The organism is Paraburkholderia terricola (assembly GCF_900142195.1).
Lineage (GTDB): Bacteria > Pseudomonadota > Gammaproteobacteria > Burkholderiales > Burkholderiaceae > Paraburkholderia > Paraburkholderia terricola.
Genome location: NZ_FRAB01000019.1, coordinates 85,773 through 104,754, shown reverse-complemented (window position 1 = coordinate 104,754; position 18,982 = coordinate 85,773). Strand labels below are relative to the sequence as shown.

The 18,982-nt window shown below is 67.3% G+C and carries 14 protein-coding genes; 11 read left to right on the top strand and 3 right to left on the bottom strand.

Annotated features, from left to right (window positions below):
• The first annotated feature begins 1 nt into the window (after position 1).
• Genes BUE39_RS18125 through BUE39_RS18115 form a run of 3 tightly spaced genes read left to right on the top strand, consistent with a single transcriptional unit; the run spans position 2 to position 4,367 of the window.
• Positions 2 to 592, top strand: coding sequence for a GNAT family N-acetyltransferase (locus BUE39_RS18125; protein ID WP_073430095.1), 591 nt, complete (start codon positions 2 to 4; stop codon positions 590 to 592).
• A gap of 4 nt (positions 593 to 596) precedes the next feature.
• Complete coding sequence (locus tag BUE39_RS18120) at positions 597 to 1,160, top strand: GNAT family N-acetyltransferase (protein ID WP_073430094.1); 564 nt, start codon at positions 597 to 599, stop codon at positions 1,158 to 1,160.
• The gene (locus tag BUE39_RS18115) at positions 1,161 to 4,367 is read left to right on the top strand and encodes a multidrug efflux RND transporter permease subunit (RefSeq protein WP_073430093.1); all 3,207 of its coding nucleotides are present in this window, start codon (positions 1,161 to 1,163) and stop codon (positions 4,365 to 4,367) included.
• Positions 4,368 to 4,427: 60 nt separating this feature from the next.
• Here the strand turns inward: BUE39_RS18115 and BUE39_RS34255 are convergent, their stop codons facing one another.
• Complete coding sequence (locus BUE39_RS34255; protein WP_143031945.1) at positions 4,428 to 4,727, bottom strand: hypothetical protein; 300 nt, start codon at positions 4,725 to 4,727, stop codon at positions 4,428 to 4,430.
• Positions 4,728 to 5,023: 296 nt separating this feature from the next.
• Between BUE39_RS34255 and BUE39_RS18110 the strand changes: the two genes are divergently transcribed.
• Positions 5,024 to 6,010, top strand: a complete 987-nt coding sequence (locus tag BUE39_RS18110; RefSeq protein WP_073430092.1) for a GlxA family transcriptional regulator — start codon at positions 5,024 to 5,026, stop codon at positions 6,008 to 6,010.
• 129 nt (positions 6,011 to 6,139) lie between these two features.
• On the top strand, positions 6,140 to 6,691 hold the full coding sequence (rfbC, locus tag BUE39_RS18105) for a dTDP-4-dehydrorhamnose 3,5-epimerase (RefSeq protein ID WP_073430091.1): 552 nt from the start codon (positions 6,140 to 6,142) through the stop codon (positions 6,689 to 6,691).
• A gap of 252 nt (positions 6,692 to 6,943) precedes the next feature.
• Here the strand turns inward: rfbC and BUE39_RS18100 are convergent, their stop codons facing one another.
• Positions 6,944 to 7,105, bottom strand: a complete 162-nt coding sequence (locus BUE39_RS18100) for a DUF1328 domain-containing protein (RefSeq protein WP_073430090.1) — start codon at positions 7,103 to 7,105, stop codon at positions 6,944 to 6,946.
• Positions 7,106 to 7,375: 270 nt separating this feature from the next.
• On the opposite strand from BUE39_RS18100, the gene wecB reads away from it, so the two are divergent.
• The 5 genes from wecB (at position 7,376) to BUE39_RS18070 (ending at position 17,308) form a co-directional block, all read left to right on the top strand.
• Positions 7,376 to 8,572: a non-hydrolyzing UDP-N-acetylglucosamine 2-epimerase gene (gene wecB, locus BUE39_RS18095; protein ID WP_073430089.1), complete on the top strand. Its 1,197-nt coding sequence runs from the start codon at positions 7,376 to 7,378 to the stop codon at positions 8,570 to 8,572.
• Positions 8,573 to 8,937: 365 nt separating this feature from the next.
• Entirely contained in the window at positions 8,938 to 11,121 is a 2,184-nt protein-coding gene (locus tag BUE39_RS18090; RefSeq protein WP_073430119.1) for a cellulose biosynthesis cyclic di-GMP-binding regulatory protein BcsB, read from the top strand.
• The gene (locus BUE39_RS18085) at positions 11,118 to 13,310 is read left to right on the top strand and encodes a glycosyl transferase family protein (RefSeq protein ID WP_073430088.1); all 2,193 of its coding nucleotides are present in this window, start codon (positions 11,118 to 11,120) and stop codon (positions 13,308 to 13,310) included. Before BUE39_RS18090 ends, BUE39_RS18085 begins: the two co-directional genes overlap by 4 nt.
• Before the next feature lie 290 nt (positions 13,311 to 13,600).
• On the top strand, positions 13,601 to 16,282 hold the full coding sequence (locus tag BUE39_RS33785; protein ID WP_084561432.1) for an NfrA family protein: 2,682 nt from the start codon (positions 13,601 to 13,603) through the stop codon (positions 16,280 to 16,282).
• Positions 16,283 to 16,393: 111 nt separating this feature from the next.
• The gene (locus BUE39_RS18070; RefSeq protein WP_073430117.1) at positions 16,394 to 17,308 is read left to right on the top strand and encodes an alpha-amylase family protein; all 915 of its coding nucleotides are present in this window, start codon (positions 16,394 to 16,396) and stop codon (positions 17,306 to 17,308) included.
• Positions 17,309 to 17,347: 39 nt separating this feature from the next.
• On the opposite strand, the gene BUE39_RS18065 is transcribed toward BUE39_RS18070, so the two are convergent.
• Entirely contained in the window at positions 17,348 to 17,974 is a 627-nt protein-coding gene (locus tag BUE39_RS18065) for a LysE/ArgO family amino acid transporter (RefSeq protein WP_073430087.1), read from the bottom strand.
• 97 nt (positions 17,975 to 18,071) lie between these two features.
• Here BUE39_RS18065 and BUE39_RS18060 point away from each other — a divergent pair, with 97 nt between their 5' ends.
• A complete protein-coding gene (locus BUE39_RS18060; RefSeq protein WP_073430086.1) occupies positions 18,072 to 18,965 on the top strand; it encodes a LysR family transcriptional regulator ArgP in 894 nt (297 codons plus the stop codon).
• Positions 18,966 to 18,982: the final 17 nt, after the last annotated feature.

Sequence of the window (18,982 nt, the reverse complement as noted above, 5' to 3'; positions counted from 1 at the left end):
TATGGATCAACACCTCGAAACAGAAAAACCCGAGAGCACACCCGAGGGCTTGACGCTGCGCGCACTGCGCCCCGCCGACGCCGAGCAGTTCCACGCCATGCAGCAGTTGCCGGCGGTGGTCAACGGCAATCCGCACGCGCCATTTCGAACGCTCGCCAGTACCCGCGAGTACCTCGAAAAACTGGAGCCCACGGAGATCGCGATCGCGGCGATCATCGGCGACACGCTGGTTGGTGAAGCGGAATTGACGCCTTTGAAGGGACGCCGCTCGCATGCCGGTTCGATCGGCATCGGCGTGCACGACGCATGGCATCGGCGCGGCATCGGCAATGCGCTGATGACTGAACTGCTCGATCTGGCTGACAACTGGCTCGGCCTGCGCCGCGTCGAGTTGCACGTATTCGCCGACAACCACGCGGCGCTCGCGCTGTACCGCAAGTTCGGCTTCGAGATCGAGGCGCGGCAGCGCGGCGCGGTGTTGCGCCGCGGCGTGCTGATCGACTGCTATTTCATGGCGCGGTTGCGCGACGCCGCGCCGCTGATGTCGATGCACAGGGCGACGCAATCGGCGACCCCCATCGCAGCGGAATAAAGCCATGCAAGAAGAAACGTTGCAAGCCACTCATGCAGCGGTGGAGAACCGCATCACGGTGCGAGCGCTCGAACCGTCCGATATCGACGAATTTGCCGAGGTCATGAGTCAACCCGAGGTGCGGCGCGGCACTTTGACCATCGGCTATCGCAGCGCTGAAAACCTGCGCGCCTGGCACGAGCGCCGGCTGAAAGACACGCTGAATGTCGGCGCGTGGCTGGACGGCCGCATGGTCGGGCAAGCGGGACTCCACATTTACAGGCCGAGCCGAGCGCACAGCGCTGAACTGGGTCTCGTCGTGCACGATGCGTTCCACGGGCGCGGCGTCGGCACCGCGCTGCTGCGGGCGCTGACGGAAGCCGCCGACGGCTCGTTCGGATTGCGGCGCATCGAACTGAGGGTGTTCGTCGACAACGCACCGGCGATCGCGCTGTATCGCAAGTTCGGCTTTGTCGAAGAAGGCCGCTCGCGCGCCTATGCCCTGCGCGACGGAGTGTTGGCCGACGCGCTGCATATGGCTCGCCTCGTCGACGCCCCGCGCTTCGAGCCGCCCACCCCGGACCGCTAAGTGCCTTTCTTCTTCATCGACCGCCCGGTCTTCGCGTGGATCGTCGCGCTCGCCATCGTCGTGGCGGGCGCGCTGGCCGTTCCGCTGCTGCCGGTCGCGCAGTATCCGCGTCTTGCGCCGCCGCGCATCGTCATTGCCGCGACGTATCCGGGCGCGTCGACCGAAGTGGTGGACGCCAACGTCGGCAGCATCATCGAGGAAAGCCTCGATGGCGCCGACAACATGCTGTACTACCAGACAACCAGCGACAACCTCGGCGAGCTCGAAATCGACGCGACCTTCGCGCCCGGCACCAATCCCGACCTCGCGCTCGTCGACATCCAGAACCGCCTCAAGCAGGTCGAGCCGCGTTTGCCGCAGCAGGTCGTGCAGCAGGGCATCACCGTGTTCAAGTCGGCCAACACGTTCCTGATGCTGGTCGCGCTCACCTCCACGGACGGCACGCGCGACTCCGTGCAACTGAGCGACTATCTGAGCCGCTATGTGTTGCGCGAACTCAAGCGCGCGCCGGGCGTGGGCTCCGCGCAACTCTGGGACGCCGACGAAGCGCTGCGCATCTGGCTCGATCCGATGAAGCTGCGCGAGTACGGCCTCGGCGCCGCCGAAGTCAACGCCGCGATCGCCGCGCAAAACGCGGCCGTGACGGCGGGCACGCTGGGCGACGCGCCGTTCGTGCCGGGCCAGCAATTGACGGCCTCGGTGAGCGTGAAAGGGCAACTGATCTCGCCGGCCGAATTCGGCCAGATCGTCATCAAGGCGCGGCCCGACGGCTCGGCGGTGCGCCTGCGCGACATCGCGCGGGTCGAACTCGGGCGCGACAACTACGCGTTCTGGTCGCGGCTGAACGGCAAGGCCGCGGCAACGGTCGGCATTCAACTCGGGCCGCGCGGCAACGCGCTCGAAACGTCGAACGCGATTCGCGCGCGTCTTGCCGAACTATCCAAAGGCTTGCCGCCCGGCGTCGCCGTCGAAATCCCTTTCGACAACGCGCATTTCGTGCAGATCGCGATTCATGAAGTGCTCGTCACGCTCGCGCAAGCCGTGGCGCTGGTGTTCTTCGTGATGTGGCTGTTCCTGCGCGATCTGCGCTACACGCTCGTGCCGACCGTGGTGATTCCGGTCACGCTGATGGGCGCGTTTCTCGCGATGTACGCGTGCGGCCTGTCGATCAACGTGTTCACGATGTTCGGCCTCGTGCTCGCGATCGGCATTCTCGTCGACGACGCGATCGTGGTGGTCGAGAGCGTGCATCGCGTGATGGAGGAAGAGCACCTGCCGCCGCGCGAGGCCACGCGCAAAGCCATGTCGCAGATCGGCGGCGCGATTGTCGGCGTGACCGCGGTGTTGACGGCGGTGTTCGTGCCGATGGCGTTCTTTCCGGGCGGCGTCGGCGGCATTTACCGGCAGTTCGCGGTGGCGATGATCGCGTCGATGCTGGTGTCGTCGTTCATGGCGTTGTCGCTGACGCCCGCGTTGTGCGCGAATCTGCTGAAGCCGCAGCGGCAAGCGGTTCGTCAGCGCGACGCGCGGCGTGGTGTGGCGGGCCTGGCCGCGCGCGCGGCGAGCCGCTTCACGGCGGGCTTCGATCGCGCCGCGAACGCCTATCGCGGCCTCACCGCGCGCACGCTGCGCCGTATCGGACCGATGCTCGCGATTTACGTCGTGCTGGTCGGCGTCTGCGGCGTGCTTTATGCGCGGATGCCGGGCGGTTTCCTGCCGAGCGAGGATCAAGGCCAGCTACAGGTGTTGGTGCAGTTGCCCGCGGGCGCGACGCAGGCACGCACGCTGGCCGTCGTGCAGCGCATGGAAAACATCCTGCACGGCGAGCCGGGCATCGCGAACGTCACGAGCGTGATCGGCTGGAGCTTCTCCGGCAGCGGGCAGAACGTGGCGATGGCCTTCGTCGAACTGAAGGACTGGGACAGGCGCGGCACCGGCGCGCTCGCGCTGCGCGACAGCCTCAACGAAAAGTTCGACAAGATCATGGATGGCGATGTGCAGGCGCAACTGCCGCCTTCGGTGCCGGGCCTCGGGCATTCGGACGGTTTCGTTTTCCGCCTGGAAGATCGCGGCGGAGTCGGGCTCGACGCGCTGAAGGCCGCGCGCGAGCAACTGTTCGCGCAGGCCAGGGCGAGTCCCGTGCTGGCCTCGGTGCACTCGGAGGCGCTGCCGGACGCGCCGCGTGTGGAACTCGTCGTCGACCGCGCGAAGGCGTATGCGCTCGGCGTGTCGTTCGACCGCATCGCCGAGGTGCTGGGCAGCACCTTCGGCTCAACTTATATCGACGACTTCCCGGCAGGCGGCCGGATGCGCCGCGTGATGATCGCCGCCGACGCCGCCGCGCGCATGAGCGACGACGATCTGCTGGCGCTCGCCGTGCCCAACGCGACGGGCGGCATGGTGCCGCTCTCGGCGATCGCGGCGCGCCGATGGACCATCGGTCCGGTGATGCTGACGCGCTTTAACGGTTATCCGTCGCTCGACGTGAGCGGCCACGCCGCGTCCGGCTACAGTTCCGGCGCCGCGATGGCGGAGATGGAGCGGCTCGCCGCCGCGTTGCCGGTCGGCATCGGCTACGACTGGGTCGACGCGGCCCGCGAGGAAACCGTGGCCGCGCGGCTCACGCCGTTGCTGATCGGCTTGTCGCTGCTGGCGGTGTTCATGGCGCTGGCCGCGCTCTACGAAAGCTGGACGATCCCGCTCGCGGTGCTGATGGTCGTGCCGCTCGGCGTGATCGGCGCCGTCGCCGCGGTGCTGCTGCGCGGCCTGCCCAACGACGTGTACTTCAAGGTCGGCATGATCACCGTGATCGGCCTCGCGGCGAAAAACGCGATCCTGATCGTGCAGTTCGCCCGCGATCTGCATCGGCGCGGCGTGCCGTTGGCGCGTGCCGTGACGGACGCCGCCGGCGCGCGTTTCCGTCCGATCGTGATGACCTCGGCGGCGTTTCTGCTCGGCGTCGTGCCGCTGGTCGTGTCGAGCGGCGCGGGCGCCGAGAGCCGCCGCTCGATCGGCACCGGCGTGTTCGGCGGCGTGCTGGCCGCCACGCTGTTCGGGCTGGTGTTCGCGCCGCTCGCGTTTCATGCGGTCGCCTCGCTGACGCACGGCCGGCAGCGTCTCGCGCAACTGCGCCGCAAGCGCGGCGAGCGGCGCGCACGCCACGCGGCGGCGGAAGGCGCGGCGCTCGACGAATCGCGCATGACGTGACGGCGGCATGCGGGCGCAGGGTTTTGTCGATCACCGCCGCGCCCGGATTTTCGTCTGACCTTATTTGCGCCGCCGATTAATCAGACTTGAAAACGCCGGATGTTTCATTTTAGAAACGTTTTTGATCGCTCTGAAAATATTTCCGAATATGCCCGATTCCGGTGATTCGGTAATAAGCGGAGCGAGGGCGATGATAATGCCGATAAATTCCTGATTTGCGAATAAGCGCCGGATTGAATCGCTATTAATCGCCGGATTCCGGAGTTCAGATGTGAAACACTTTTCGATGGGCCCGGTGAGCCGGCACTGTCGCGCCTCACGTGCTTCGGCGTCGTGCAAGCCGCCCGGACGATGGCGCAAAGCCAGGCGCCATGCGGCTCTCCGGGTGTTGTCCGAAACCAACGCAAGACCAACGGCCGCTGTCGCGCCATCAGCCCCGGCCGGCTATATCAAACGCCGGATCAAGGTTTTCTTCATACATTGCGTTTGCCGATGGTGATTTGATTTTAAGTTTTACTATAGCCATTCGTTCCGCTAACATCACGCATAATCCGCTAATCGGCTTTGCCCGCGGTTTAAGCCGTCTAATTCATTTGGACGTATAAGCCGGCGGCGGAGCAATGGGTCCACAACGAACGACAGTTTGAGGAAACATCATGCCGCATATGCACCTTGATACTGCGAGGGTTACCTGGTTACATACGCCGGCTCCGAATTTGCGGAGTGTGGCGCGGCGAATCGGCGTGTTGCTGTTCGACGGTTTCTGGCTGCTCGGGCCGGGCACCGTCGTCGAGATGTTCCAGACCGCCAACGAACTGGCGGACTCGCATGCCGGCGAAGAACCGCCCTACGACGTGCAGTTTCTGTCGATGGAAGGCGGCAGCGTCGCCAGTTCCTCGTTGGCGCGAATCTGGACCGACCGGATCGACACGCGCTACGGCAGCGGCTTCGACGTGCTGTTCATCGCGGGCGGCTACGGCGCACATGCGGCGGCGCGCGACGAGCGCTTGCTGGGCTGGCTGCGCTCGGTGCAAATGCGCACCCGCGCGATCGAAACGATCGGCGAGGGCCGGCTCGTGCTGGAAGCCGCCGGCCCCACCGACCACGACGCGCTGCAAGCGGCCCGCTATCTGGGCGGCGTCGCGGCCGAGGCCGCGTCCAGCGATCGCGACGAGTGCGCCCGCAGCGCGCTGATGTTCATCAAGCGCGATCTCGGCGCGGAGTTGGCCCGCCGGGTCGCCGACCGCGTGATGCCCGGCATGGCGGCGACATGGGTGCCGCTGCAGGCGGAAGGCGGCACGCTCAGCGTGGCCGAAAAAATTCGTGCGGCCGCGCGCTGGATGGAGGCGAACTGCGACCGTCAGGTGTCTGTTGCCGACGCCGCGCAGGTGGCGGCGATGAGCGAGCGCAATTTCCTGCGGCGCTTCAAGCACGAAATGCACGTCACACCCTCGGACTATCTGCTGCAGGTGCGGCTGCGCATTGCTTGCAACTTCCTGACGGAAACCGAATTGCCGGTCGATAAAATCGCGCGCCGCAGCGGCACGGGCAACGGCGATCGTCTCGCGAAGATCTTTCGCAAGCGCATGGCGCTCTCGCCCACCGAGTATCGGGCGCGCAGCCGCGTGGCGACCGAGGTGTAGACCAAGGTGTAATTCGCGAGGCAGGCGCCGCGTCGGCGGCGCGCTTCCTGACTGCTTCATGACTGTTTGCACGCGGCCCCCCCGGGGCCGCATTGTTCGCCGGGCAGGCTTCTTACGAGCACAGTGGCAATGGGCAACAACGTAATGTCGACGGCGTTGCCCGAGGTCAAGCTCATCGAGCCCGAGGTGTTTTGCGACGAATTCGGCTTCTGCTTCGAGAGCTTCAGCGCGGACGAGTTTATCGAGGACGTCGCGCCTGATTTCAACTTCGTGCAGGACCGTCATTCGCGCGCGGTGCACGGCGTGCTGCGCGGCTTGCACTATCAGGTGCAGCGTCCGCAAGGCCGCCTCGTGCGCGTGGTGATCGGCGAAGTGTTCGATGTCGCGGTGGACGTGCGGCTCAATTCGCCGAACTTCGGCAAATGGTCCGGCACGTATCTGAGCGCGGCCAATTATCGGCAGGTGTGGGTGCCGCCGGGCTTCGCACACGGTTTCGTGGTGCTCTCCGACGTCGCCGAATGCCTGTGGAAGACCACCGAATACTGGTTCCCGGAACTGGAGCGCTGCATCCTGTGGAGCGATCCCGACATCGGCATCGAATGGCCGATCGATTTCGAGCCGATCCTCGGCGCGAAAGATGCCGCGGGGCGGCGCATTTACGAAGCGGAAAACTTCTCCTGAATCCGGCGTCGGGTCAGCGGCCCGAGCCGTACTGCGGCGTGAGATTCAGCGTCGCCGCGCTCGCACTCCTCGCCACTCCACACGCTCCGCACTCATCGGAATACCGCCATTTCCCGCTCGCATCGCGGGCGCGAAACGGTAAAACCCGGCGCGGGCGGCAGCTATTGCAAGACCGTGTGGCAAATATTGCAATGCGGCCGCCGCGAGCCGCGCCGGCGCAAGCGCTTCGCGCCCGCGCGGCCGACGCGGTGGTCAGCGTCGGATCAAGCCCATCAACAAGGTGACGAGGAAGATCACCACGAAGATGAAGAACAGAACCTTCGCGATTTCCGCCGCGCCCGCGGCGACGCCGCCAAAGCCGAATACAGCGGCGATGATCGCGATCACGAAGAAGATTGCAGCGTATCGAAGCATGGGGCCTCCCACCGGTGGATGTGCTGGATTGAGACTTGAAAACGGCGACTCGTCCTCGGCATCGTGTGCCTCGACGGGTTGTTTGCCGGCGAACGAAGAGCAGCAATGGCTGTGCCACGGCCCGCTGCGCGATTCGCGAATCCAGTGAAAATCCGCCACGGAAACGGCGGAAATACGCGATAGAATTCTTCCGCAGTACGCCTGCGGTATCCATGCATCGCGCCTGGTGCATCGCCCTCCATCCACCGAGTTCAAGAAGAACGAGGACCCATGCCAACGCGAATTCTGTCGATTTTCGGCACGCGGCCGGAAGCCATCAAAATGGCGCCGCTCGTCAAGCAACTGGAAGCGAGCGCCGACCTCGAATCGGTGGTCTGCGTCACCGGGCAACATCAGCAGATGCTCGATCAGGTGCTCGATCTGTTCGAGATCGTGCCGCATCACAATCTCGCCCTCATGACCGGCAACCAGACGCTCAACGGCCTCGCGTCGCGTCTGATCGCCTCGCTCGACGAGGTGCTCGCCACGGTCAAGCCGGATCGCGTGCTGGTGCACGGCGACACGACCACGGCGTCGGCGGCGGCGCTTGCCTCGTTTCATCGCCGCATTCCGATCGGCCACGTCGAGGCGGGGCTGCGCACCGGCAACCTCGTGCAGCCCTGGCCCGAAGAGATGAATCGCCGCGTGGTCGACCTCGTGAGCGATCTGATGTTCGCGCCCACCGCGAGCTCGAAGGCGAACATCGCGCACGAAGCGCTGCACGGTAAGGTGATCGTAACCGGCAATACCGTGATCGACGCGCTCAATCTCACCACCGCGCGTATCGCCGCGAACCCGGCGTTGCGCGCCGAACTCGACGCGCGCCTGCCGTTCCTCGACGGCGCGCTGCCGTTGCTGCTGGTCACCGGCCATCGGCGCGAGAGCTTCGGCGCGGGCTTCGCCAACATTTGCGCGGCGCTCGCCGATCTCGCCCGAACCAATGCGGTGCAGATCGTCTATCCGGTCCATCTGAATCCGAACGTGCGCGGTCCCGTGCAGGAAACGCTGGGCGCCGCGCGCAACGTTCATCTGATCGAGCCGCTCGATTACCTCGGCTTCGTGCGCCTGATGCAGCGCGCCACGATCATCCTGACCGACTCGGGCGGCGTGCAGGAAGAAGCGCCCGCGCTCGGCAAGCCGGTGCTCGTGATGCGCGACGTGACCGAGCGGCCGGAAGCGGTGGCGGCGGGTACGGTGCGCCTCGTCGGCACGGCGCGCGAGGCGATCGTGCGCGCGGTGACGGGCTTGCTCGAAGACGCGAGCGAGCGCGACGAGTTCGCGCATCGCGTCAACCCATACGGCGACGGCCATGCCTCCGAGCGGATCGTCGCGGCGCTGAGCGGACGTCCGTTCGAGGAATTCGCGAGCGGCGGCATCGGCGAAATGCCTTATGTGCCGCGCGTGCCGCTGCCTGGCGTTGTGCAGTAGAGAAGAGAAGCGGGACGCCGCTGTCCGAGCGCGAGGCGCGAGAATGGCGGTTGGTGTTCGTTGTGCGTGTGCATGTGCATTTGCCGGCGTATATGCCGAACGCGGCGCATCTCGCGAAGGCAAAGATACGCGCGGAATGCGCGGCGGGGTTCAGGAAACGCCCCGCGGTGCCGTTATTGCAGGGATTCGCTCGCCGTCCCACTAGCGCCGCGAGCGAGGACATCCAACGCAAAGACTGGCGCAGCGCCGGGCCGACCGTTCCAGACCAGTTCCAGACTATCCATGCCGCGCAATCCGGTTTCGCCGCTTGCGCGCCAATCAAGAGACAAAACCAGGTGATCTCCGACGTGACCTCCGATACGCCCATGCGCCGCTTCACGCGCGCCCGCCCGAACGCGCTCGCCGCGCTGCTGTTGCTGGCCGCCGCCGCGCACGCCCAACAGCCGGCCGACGTCGCGGGCAGTTTCGCGCAACTCGGCAGCGGACGTCTCGCGACACGCACCGTATCGCTGGCCGATCTCGGCATGCGCGATCCGGTCGTGCTGCATGCGCCGGACGCGCGTCAGGAACTGTATCTGCCGGTGCCGGCCGGCGTGCCCTTGAGCGATGCGTCGTTGCAGATCGACGGCGGCTATCTGCGCGGCAACGGCGGGCGTACCACCCTGCTGGTGTCGCTCGACGGCTCGCCGGTGCTGTCGCGCAGTCCGACCCAGGAGCAGGGCGACGCCTCGGCGAGCCTCGGCGTGGACGGCGCGGCGCGGCCGAGCGGTTTCGTGCGCGTGGGGCTCGACTGGTCGTCGGTGTTGAGCGACGACGTGTGCACCGACCAGACCGCGATCGGCAACCTCTGGCGCATCGCGCCGACCTCGCGCCTGACCTATCGCTACGATCCGAACGCGATCGTCGATCTGCGCGGCGCGTGGAGCGCATTGCCGCAGAAGCCGGTCGTGATGCTCGGCGCGCGCACGCTGGGCGCGCCGGCGTTCGATGCCGGCTGGCGCGTCGAAGCGCTGCTGCAACGCGAAGGCCGCGCGCCGCTGACGCGCGCCTGGCCCGCCGTGGGCGACACCGTCGATTTGAGCGACATCGACGTGCCCGCGCCGCTGCGCGCGATTCCGGCGTTTGCCGCGCTGGCCGCGGGCGGCTCGCACAAGCTGGCGAATGCGGCGGAAGCCGGCGCGCTGGTCGCGCTCACGCCGCGCGCGGCGTTCGCGCCGGACGTGATCGTCGTCGACGATGCGCTGCGCGGCACGCTGAAGAGCACGCTCGACGCGTTGCGCGAGCAGGTGGCGAGCGCGGCCCCCGGCGCGGCCGAAGCATTCGACGCATGGCGTGCCCGCGCGCTCGACGCCGTTGCCAAGCCGCTCTCGCCGGGCGAAGTGCGGGTCGCGCACCTCGGCGGACAAACCGCGATCGTGCTCGGCGACAAGGACGCGGTGGCGCTGCTCGCGCGCACGTGGCGTCCGATCGACGTGGCGAGCCGTCTCGTGGTCCATCAGATCGACACCGCGCCGAATTCGCACGGCGATGAAATCGCGCTGTCGCTGCTCGGCGGCCAGCCGCGCACGCTCGACGTGCAAGGCCGCGCCACCTGGGACGCGAATTTCGACCTCGGCGCCGCGTCCGGCAACGGCAAGCTGCCGTCGACGGTGGTGCTCGACGTGGCCGCGTCGCCCACGCCCGGCAACAGCGCGCAGACCGCCTCGGTGTATTTCAACGACGTGCTGATCGGCTCGCAACTGCTCAGCGCCGACGGCAAGCCTCAGCGCATCGAGGCGCGCGTGCCGCATTACGCGCTCGCGCCGAACAACCTGCTGCGCGTGGTGTTCCAGCGCCAGCCGGAAGCCGGCTGCCAGCGCGGCCTGAGCCATCCGGTCGCGGTGTTGCCGAGCAGTCATCTGACGCTCGCCGCCGCCAAGGTCGACGACGACTTCACCGGCATGGTGGCGCGCTTCGCGTCGGAGGCGAACGTGATCGTGCCGGCCTCGTATCTCGACGACGCGACCCTGGTGCTGTCGCGTGTCGCGCGCCTTGCGAACGCGAGCGGCATCGCGCCGACGCGCGCGAGCTTCACCGTCGCGCGCGAGGGCGAGGCGGTGAGCCCGAAGGGCGCCTTCCTCGCCGCCGACGTCGCGCTCGCCGACGAGAAGAGCGTCGCGCGTCTGTCGAAAGACCGCCTGTCGCTCACCGACGCGTCCGGCAAGATGCTCGCCGACGTGTCGGGTCTGAACCGCGTCGGCGTGATCGAGGCGGTCAGGTCGGGCAACGTGTCGGGCATCGCGTATCGCACGGTGGGCGACACGGCGGCGATCCTGCCGGCCTCGCTGCGGCTCTCGCGCGGCGACCTCGCGATCGTCGACGCGAGCGGCACGCTGCGCCAGTTCGACACGCGCCATCCGGGCGAGGTGGTCGACGCGAGCGACGTGCACGGTCCGTGGTTCATGCAGGGCTGGGTGCGCTGGGGCGTGCCGGCCGCGCTCGTCGCGTTGCTGCTCGTCCTGCTGCTGATCGCCAACGTGGCGCGCCGCAGGCATCAGGACAAGTCGTGAGCCTCGCGCTGATCGAATGGTATGGCGGCTATGCGGTCGCCCATTACTACCACGGGCTCGAATACGCCGCGGCGGCGGTGGCGTTCATCATCCTGCTGTCGAGTCTCGACGATCTGTTCATCGATCTCTGGTACTGGACCCGGCTGCTTTATCGCCGCCTGACGGTGCAGCGCGCCTATAAGCCGCTCACCGCCGCGCAGTTGTATCAGCGCGACGAGCAGCCGATCGCGATCATGGTGCCCGCGTGGCACGAGTACGACGTGGTCGCGGCCATGATCGAGGACATGGTGCGGGTGATGGATTACCGCAACTATGTGGTGTTCGTCGGCACCTATCAGAACGATCCGCAGACCATCGCCGAAGTGGAACGCATGCGCCGCCGCTACAAGCAATTGCGCCGCGTGGAAGTGCCGCACGACGGTCCGACCTGCAAGGCCGACTGCCTGAACTGGGTAATCCAGGCGATCTTCAAGTACGAGAAGGAAGCCGGCATCGAGTTCGCGGGCGTGGTGCTGCACGACAGCGAGGACGTGCTGCATCCGGTGGAATTGCGCTTTTTCAACTACCTGCTGCCGCGCAAGGACATGATCCAGTTGCCGGTGGCGTCGCTCGAGCGCAACTGGTTCGAACTCGTGGCCGGCACCTATATGGACGAGTTCGCCGAATGGCACGCGAAAGATCTCGTGGTGCGCGAGAGCCTGGTGGGCTCGGTGCCCTCGGCGGGCGTGGGCACCTGTTTTTCGCGGCGCGCGCTGCTCGGGCTGATCGCCGAGACCGACAACCAGCCGTTCAACACGGAGAGCCTGACCGAGGACTACGACGTCGGCGCGCGTCTGGGCAAGATGGGCATGCAGTCGATTTTCGCGCGCTTTCCGGTGCAGTTCGCGACGCGCCGCAAGGCGTGGTTCGGCTTCGGCAAGGAACGCGACATCACCGTGACGATGCCGCTGTGCGTGCGCGAATTCTTTCCCGATACGTTCCGCACCGCTTACCGGCAACGCGCGCGCTGGACGCTCGGCATCGGTTTGCAAGGGTGGAAGCAGACCGGCTGGACCGGCTCGCTCACCAATCGCTATCTGCTGTTCCGTGACCGCAAGGGGATCGTCACGGCCTTCGTCGGCATTCTCGCGTATGTGCTGGTCGCGCAGTTCCTGCTGTTCGCCGGCGCGGGTCTGCTCGGCTGGATGCCGGAACTGATCGCTTCGCCGTTCGCCGATTCGGCCTGGCTGCAAGGCTTGTTGTGGGCCAACGGCTGTGCGCTCGTGTTGCGCGTCGTGCAGCGGATCTACTTCGTGACCCGGCTGTACGGCTGGGAGCATGGCGTGCTGTCGGTGCCGCGCATGGTGGTGGGCAACTTCGTCAATTTCATGGCCGTCTCGCGCGCATGGAAGATGTTCATCACGCATCTGGTGACGGGCAAGCGGCTCGCATGGGACAAGACCATGCACGACTTTCCGTCCGCGGAGGGCTTCAATAATCGACGCCAGCGCCTGGGCGAATTGCTGCTGTCGTGGCAGGCGATCGACCCGGACAAGCTCGAACAGGCGCTCGGCGAAAGCCATGCGCGCGAGGCGCCGCTCGGCCGCGTGCTGATGGCCAAGGGCTGGCTCGACGAGGAAACGCTCGCCGAAGCGATCGCCTTCCAGTCCGATCTGCCGCGTGGCCGGCTGGACGTCGAACGCGTTCAGGCGGACGCCGCGCGGCTGCCGCTCGAGGCGATCGTGCGGCATCGCGTGTTGCCGCAGGCCGACGAGGCGGGCGGGCGCACGATCTTGCTGACCGCGAGTCCGCTGGCGGAGCCGGTGGTCGCGGAATTGGGCGCGCTGGCGGGCGGGCCGGTGCAGCAGGAGATCGTCCGCGAAGGCGAGATCGCCGCGGGGCTGCGTCTGTTGCGCGGCGTCGCGATCGGCTGGCCGGAAGGCGAGGGCGCGGCGGCACGCGGCGCCGCGGGCGAGTCCGCGGCCATGCCCGTGCCGGCGCGCAGCGTGCCGTTGATCGGCGATCTGCTGATCGAGCACGGCCACGTGCGCCGCGAGGCGTTCGAAGCGGCGATGCAGGACTACCGCCCGGACCGGCACGGCCGGATCGGCGACTACATGGTGGCGCGCGGCGTGATCTCGCCCGACGCGCTCGACAACGTAATCCAGCAACAGCGCCGCCTGCAGGGCGCTCTGGCGGCCTCCGAATGATCGATTCATTTTTCAACCGGCGTGCGGGGATGGCACGGGTTTCGTCGTCGTTTTCGGCTTCAGGTTCGGTGGTTTTGGCGGGGGCTTTGGCTGATTCTTTGGGTCGGTCTTTGAGCCGGTCTTTGGGTCGGTCTTTGAGCGAGTCCTTGGCGGCGGCTTATGGCGCATCGGCTCCGGTTTCGGTATCGGTTCCGGCTCCGGCATCGGCTCAAGCTCAAGCTCAAGCTCAAGCTCAAGCTCAAGCTCAAGCTCAAGCTCCGGCCTTCACCCTGCGTGCCGTCGCTGCCGCGATGCTGACCGGCGCTTTGTGCGTGAGCGGCCCGGTCTGCGCGCAAGGCGCGGCGAACGCGCCGCGCCCGGCTGCATCCGGGCAGGACACGCTGCCGTTGACCGGCGCCGCTTACCGCGTCGCCCAGGAAGCGTACGACGCCTACGGTCGCGGCGACTACGCGGGCGCCGTCGCGCGCTCGCGCGAGGCGATTCGTCAGCGGCCCGACGTCGTATCGCTGCGGATGCTGCTCGCCAACGCGCTGGCCGCGCAACGCCGTTATGGCGAGGCGAGCCGCTCGCTCGGCGACGCCATCGCGCAGCTCGGCGGCGATCCGGCGCTGGTGGCGCGCCGCAAGCAGATCGACGCGCTCAACGTGTCGACGCGCGCGGTCGCCCGTCCGGCCCGTCGGCAACCGGGCGATCCGAACGCGTTGAGCGGGGCCGCGCTCAACGCCGCGCAGCAGGCTTATAAAGCGTATGCGGCGAAGGACTTCGCGGGGACCGTCAAGTATGCGAATCAGGCGATCGCGCTGCGCCCCGATCTGCTGCGGCTGCGCCTGCTTCTCATCGACGCGGCGAGCGCGGCGGGTCAGGACAGCGACGCGTGGAACGCCGATCAGGATGCCGTCAAGCGCTTCGGCGACAGCGACGAGTTGCGCTTGCGCCGCGGCTTTATCGGCAGCCGGCTTGCGCCGAGGCCGTCCGCGGCGTCGCAAGCGGCGCGACAGCAGGGCGACGACGCGGAGGCCGTGGCGCGCGCGCGCGAAGCCGTCGCTTATGCGCCGGACCACCTCGGCTATCGTCTGCAACTGATCGACGGGCTGTTTGCCGCGAACGATCTGCCGGGTGCGCAGGCCGCGGCAAGCGCGGCGGTCGCGGCCAACGATACGGCGATCATGCCGCTCACGCTGCGCGGCCACGCGTTGGCCGCGCAAGGCAGGACGGTCGAGGCGGAGACGGACTTCGACAAGGCATTGCATCTCACTGGCGCCACGCAGCGCGATCAGCGCGTGGCGCGCGCGATCATCGCCGATGTGTGGATCGCGCAAGGGCAACCGCGGCGCGCGCTCGATCTGCTCGCGCCGCTGAAGGCGGGCGGTGACGACACGGATGCGGCGATTGCGCTGCGTCGCCAGCGGGCGCGGCAAGCGTTGGGTGGGGTGGGCGCGGGTGGCGAGGCGGCGGGCGGTGCTCGCGCAGCGAGCGGCTTTGTTGGGTCGAATGGATCGAACGCACCGAACGCACCGAATGCCTCGAACGCACCGAATGCCTCGAACGCACCGAACGCACCGAACGCACCGAACGCACCGAACGCATCGAACGCATCGAACGCATCGAACGCATCGAACGCATCGAACGCATCGAACGCATCGAACGCATCGAACGCTTCGAGCGCACCAAACCCCCCACAACTTTCCCTCGACCCCGCCCGTCGCCCGGTGATCGACTGCGTCGTCGACCGGTTCGGCGCGAGCTGCGACGTCTACGCCGCCGATCCCGGCTTCGCGGCGGCGCGCGCCGCGACGTTGGCCGCCGCCGCAAAGGACAAAAGCGCTGCGGTAGCCCACGCACGCGACGCGGTGAAGGCCGCGCCCGACGATCCGCAGCATCGCGTGCAGTTGATCAACGCACTGAGCGCGGCCGGCGATCAACGCGGCGCGACGCACGAAGCCCAACAGATGCTCGCGGCCGGCATGCTCGACGCGCTGCCCGACATGAGCGCCGCGTACATCGCGCAGCGCGCCGGCAACAACCGCGTCGCCTACCGGCGCTTCAGCATGGCCGACGAGGCCGGCACGCTGCCGGCCGCCGCCCACGCCGACGCGGGTTATGCGGCGCTCCACGCGCATCGCAATCGCGAGGCCGCGCGCTACTTCGAGCAAGCGATCGACGCGAGCGCGAGCCCCGCCGGCGACACGCCGTCCCCGACGCCCGTGCAACTGAACGACATGCGCAGCGCGCACGCCGAAGTGACGCGCGACTGGGGCTTCAATACGTCGCTCAATTATCGCGGCGCGGGCATGCAGCCGGGCTATGCGTCGTCGCCGACGCCCGGCACCTCGAACAACTGGCAAGCCGGCGTGGAAGCGTACTGGCGTCCGTTCGGCAGTCTCGGCGAGCGGATGCTCGAACTGTACGCGCGCGGCTACGAAAGCTTCGGCGTGAAGAACGGCGGCGCGAGCGGCGTGGAGACCTTGCAGGCCACCGTCGGCGCGCGCGCCAAGCCGTTCTCGCAGATCGACGCGATCGTCGCCTTCGAACGGATCATTCCGATCGGCTCGCGCGTCAACCCGGACTGGCTCGCGCGGCTCGCGTATTCGGGCGGCTTCGGCATCGAGCGCCGCGTGGACGTGCCGTCATGGTGGACCGCGAAACTCTATGCCGAAACGGGCGCCTATCTGAACACCGGCTCGGTCTACGCGACCACCAATCTGCAACTGGGCCGCACCTTCCGCATGGACAGCTACAGCCCGAAGTGGACGGTGTTCCCGTACGCGGTGATCGGCGCCGACTACGATTCCAGCGTCAATCACAGCATTCCGTTCGGCGCGGGCGTGGGGATTTCGACGCGTTACTGGTTCCGCGACAGCCAGTACGACGCGCCGCGTTCGTATGTCGATCTGTCCGTGCAGTACCGCCTGAAGATCGCTGGCGACGAACGCGCGCGCGGCGTGTTCTTCGGGATGATCTACTCGTATTGAGCCGAATGCCTTCAATGCCGGCGATGTGCGTGGATAATCCAGATGTCTCGACCCTGCGCGGCTGGCGCGGAGAACATGGTGGCTTTCATTCCAGACGGCAGCGGCAACTCGATGCGTAATTCGCCCGGCCTTCAGACGCAAGCCGGCGAACCGGCATCGCCGCGGCGGCGCACGCTGCTCGCGGCGAGCGCGTGCGCGGCGTTCGTCCATGGTTGCGCGACGCCCGCATCCGGCGACACCGGCGCATTGGCGCAAGGCGTCGTCTGGCAGCTCGACGAGGACCACGTGGATCCGCGCGGCGATTGGGATCGCCTCGGCGTGACCGATCTGCTGGTGCAGTGGACGGCCGTGGACGACACGTCGTTTCTGCCGCTCGGCAATCCGCAGGGCACCGCGTTGCGCACGGCCCGCCGTCTGCCGGACTGGACGCGGATCGCCGGCGAGCCGTGGGCGCGCAACGTGATCGTCGGTCTCGCGGGTCGTTTCGACGAGAAACAGGCGCGCGCGCAAGCGGCGCAACTGGTCGAGCGCTCGAAGAAACTGGCGGCGGCGCGGCCGCCGGTTCGCATCGACGGGTATTACTTTCCGGTGGAAGTCGATCCGACCTGGCAAGACGCCGCATCGCTCGCGCCCTTGCTCGATCAACTGCCGCGGCCTCTGTGGATCAGCGTCTACGACAACTCGAACATCGGCGGAGCGGCGCTCGCCGCGTGGCTCGACGGCTGGCTGCCGCGCGACGTCGGCGTGTTTTTACAGGACGGTTGCGGTGTTTATGCACGCGGCCCGGCCGCCGCGCGCGGCTATGCGGATGCGCTGGCCGCGCGGCTCGGCAAGCATCGCGTGCGGATCATCGCCGAGGCTTTTCGTCCCGCCGGGGGCGGCGCGTTTCGTCCGGCGCGCGCCGAGGAATTGACGCCACAACTGCTCGCGTATCGCGGCTATCGGACCTATCTGTTCGATGGCCCGCATTACGTGTCGGCGCAACTCGTGCGGGAATTGCTGGACATGCAGGAAGCGCGGAAGTAACAGGGCAGTGAGAGGGCGCACCCGCACCCGTGCCCGCGCCTAGCGCAACTGCGTCACCGCGAGCAGCAACACCATGCTGCCGATCGCGCCGTCCAGAATGCGCCATGCCGTTGCGCGGCGAAACAGCGGCGCCAACGCGCGCGCGCCGTAACCCAGGCCGACGAACCAGACGCCGCTCACCGCCATCGCGCCGAGGGCGAAGACCATCCGCGCGTCGGCCGGTTCGCGCGCGCCGGCTGTACCGATCAGCAGGAAGGTGTCGAGATAGACGTGCGGATTGAGCCATGTGAGAGCCAGCGTCATCAGCATGACCGGCACGGCGCGCTGCGCCTGTGCGCCGGAGGCCGCACCGTTTGCATCGGCATCCAGCACCGCATGGCCGGGACGCACCGCGCGCCGCAGCGCACTGATGCCGAACCACGCCAGATAAGCGAGCCCGACGTACAGCATGGTGTGCACGAACAGCGGGTAGCGCTCCACCAGAACCGACGCGCCGCCCACGCCCGCGCCGATCAGAATGCAATCCGACAGCGCGCACAGCAGCACGATCTTGCCGACATGCGAGCGCATGATGCCCTGGCGCAGGACGAAGGCGTTCTGCGCGCCGATCGTGACGATCAGCGATGCGCACAGGGCGGCGCCGTGAGAAAAAGACAGCCAGTTCATAATGGATCCAGTAGACGAGTGAAGCGAACGGGGCTAGTCTGCGGTTTCGGCTTCCATAAGAGAAGCTAATTTACTTAACGCAGACTAAGGAACGCTAATGCTCGACTATGCGTTGCTCGACGCGCTGGCCGCCGTGGTGCGGCACGGTTCGTTCGAGCGTGCGGCCGGCGAACTGAACGTGACGCCGTCGGCGGTCTCACAGCGCGTCAAGCTGCTCGAGGAGCGGGTCGGCAGCGTGCTCGTCAAGCGCGGCCAGCCGTGTGTCGCGACCACCTCGGGCGCGCTGCTGTGCCGCCACACCGAACGCGTGCAATTGCTCGAAGCGGAGTTGACGGGGCGCTTGCCGGCGCTGCCCGGCGCGCTGGTGGAGCCGTGGCCGGCGTTGCGCGTCGCGGTCAACGACGACAGCGTCGGCACCTGGTTCATCGACGCGGTCGCGCAGTTCTGCGTCGAACGGGAAATGCGGCTCGATCTCGTGATCGACGATCAGGACCACACCGCGCAGCGGATTCGCGACGGCAGCGTGCAAGGCGCGGTGACCACGCAAGCCGAGCCGGTGCAGGGCTGCCGGTCCACGCGTCTGGGGCGCATGCGCTATCTGGCGGTCTGCTCGCCGGTTTTTCTTGCGCGCCATTTTGCCGACGGCGTCACGCGCGAGAGTTTGCGGCGCGCACCGTGCATCGATTTCAATCCGAAGGACCAGTTGCAAAAGCGCTTCATGCGCCGCATCACGCGCGCGGAAATCGATCCGCCGCTGCACTGGATTCCGCACGTCGCCGGTTTCTTGCGCGCGTGCGTGACGGGGCTAGGCTGGGGCATGTGCCCCGAACGGATGATCGCCGCGCATCTGGCGAGCGGCGAACTGGTGGAGATGGCGCCCGGCAAGCACATCGACGTGGATTTGTACTGGCAGAGCTGGCGTCTGTCGATCGGCTGGCTCGACGATTTTGGCGCGGGGCTGCGCAAGCGGGCGGCGGAGTGTCTGGATTGACGCCGCGCGGGAACGAC

Excerpts from the sequence above, each read along its gene's own strand:
- wecB (WP_073430089.1), top strand. The coding sequence starts at position 7,376 with ATGCCAACGCGAATTCTGTCGATTTTCGGCACGCGGCCGGAAGCCATC.
- BUE39_RS18065 (WP_073430087.1), bottom strand. The coding sequence starts at position 17,974 with ATGAACTGGCTGTCTTTTTCTCACGGCGCCGCCCTGTGCGCATCGCTG.
- BUE39_RS18100 (WP_073430090.1), bottom strand. The coding sequence starts at position 7,105 with ATGCTTCGATACGCTGCAATCTTCTTCGTGATCGCGATCATCGCCGCT.
- BUE39_RS33785 (WP_084561432.1), top strand. The coding sequence starts at position 13,601 with ATGCTGACCGGCGCTTTGTGCGTGAGCGGCCCGGTCTGCGCGCAAGGC.
- BUE39_RS18110 (WP_073430092.1), top strand. The coding sequence starts at position 5,024 with ATGCCGCATATGCACCTTGATACTGCGAGGGTTACCTGGTTACATACG.
- BUE39_RS18070 (WP_073430117.1), top strand. The coding sequence starts at position 16,394 with ATGCGTAATTCGCCCGGCCTTCAGACGCAAGCCGGCGAACCGGCATCG.
- BUE39_RS18090 (WP_073430119.1), top strand. The coding sequence starts at position 8,938 with ATGCGCCGCTTCACGCGCGCCCGCCCGAACGCGCTCGCCGCGCTGCTG.
- BUE39_RS18120 (WP_073430094.1), top strand. The coding sequence starts at position 597 with ATGCAAGAAGAAACGTTGCAAGCCACTCATGCAGCGGTGGAGAACCGC.
- BUE39_RS18125 (WP_073430095.1), top strand. The coding sequence starts at position 2 with ATGGATCAACACCTCGAAACAGAAAAACCCGAGAGCACACCCGAGGGC.
- BUE39_RS18060 (WP_073430086.1), top strand. The coding sequence starts at position 18,072 with ATGCTCGACTATGCGTTGCTCGACGCGCTGGCCGCCGTGGTGCGGCAC.
- rfbC (WP_073430091.1), top strand. The coding sequence starts at position 6,140 with ATGGGCAACAACGTAATGTCGACGGCGTTGCCCGAGGTCAAGCTCATC.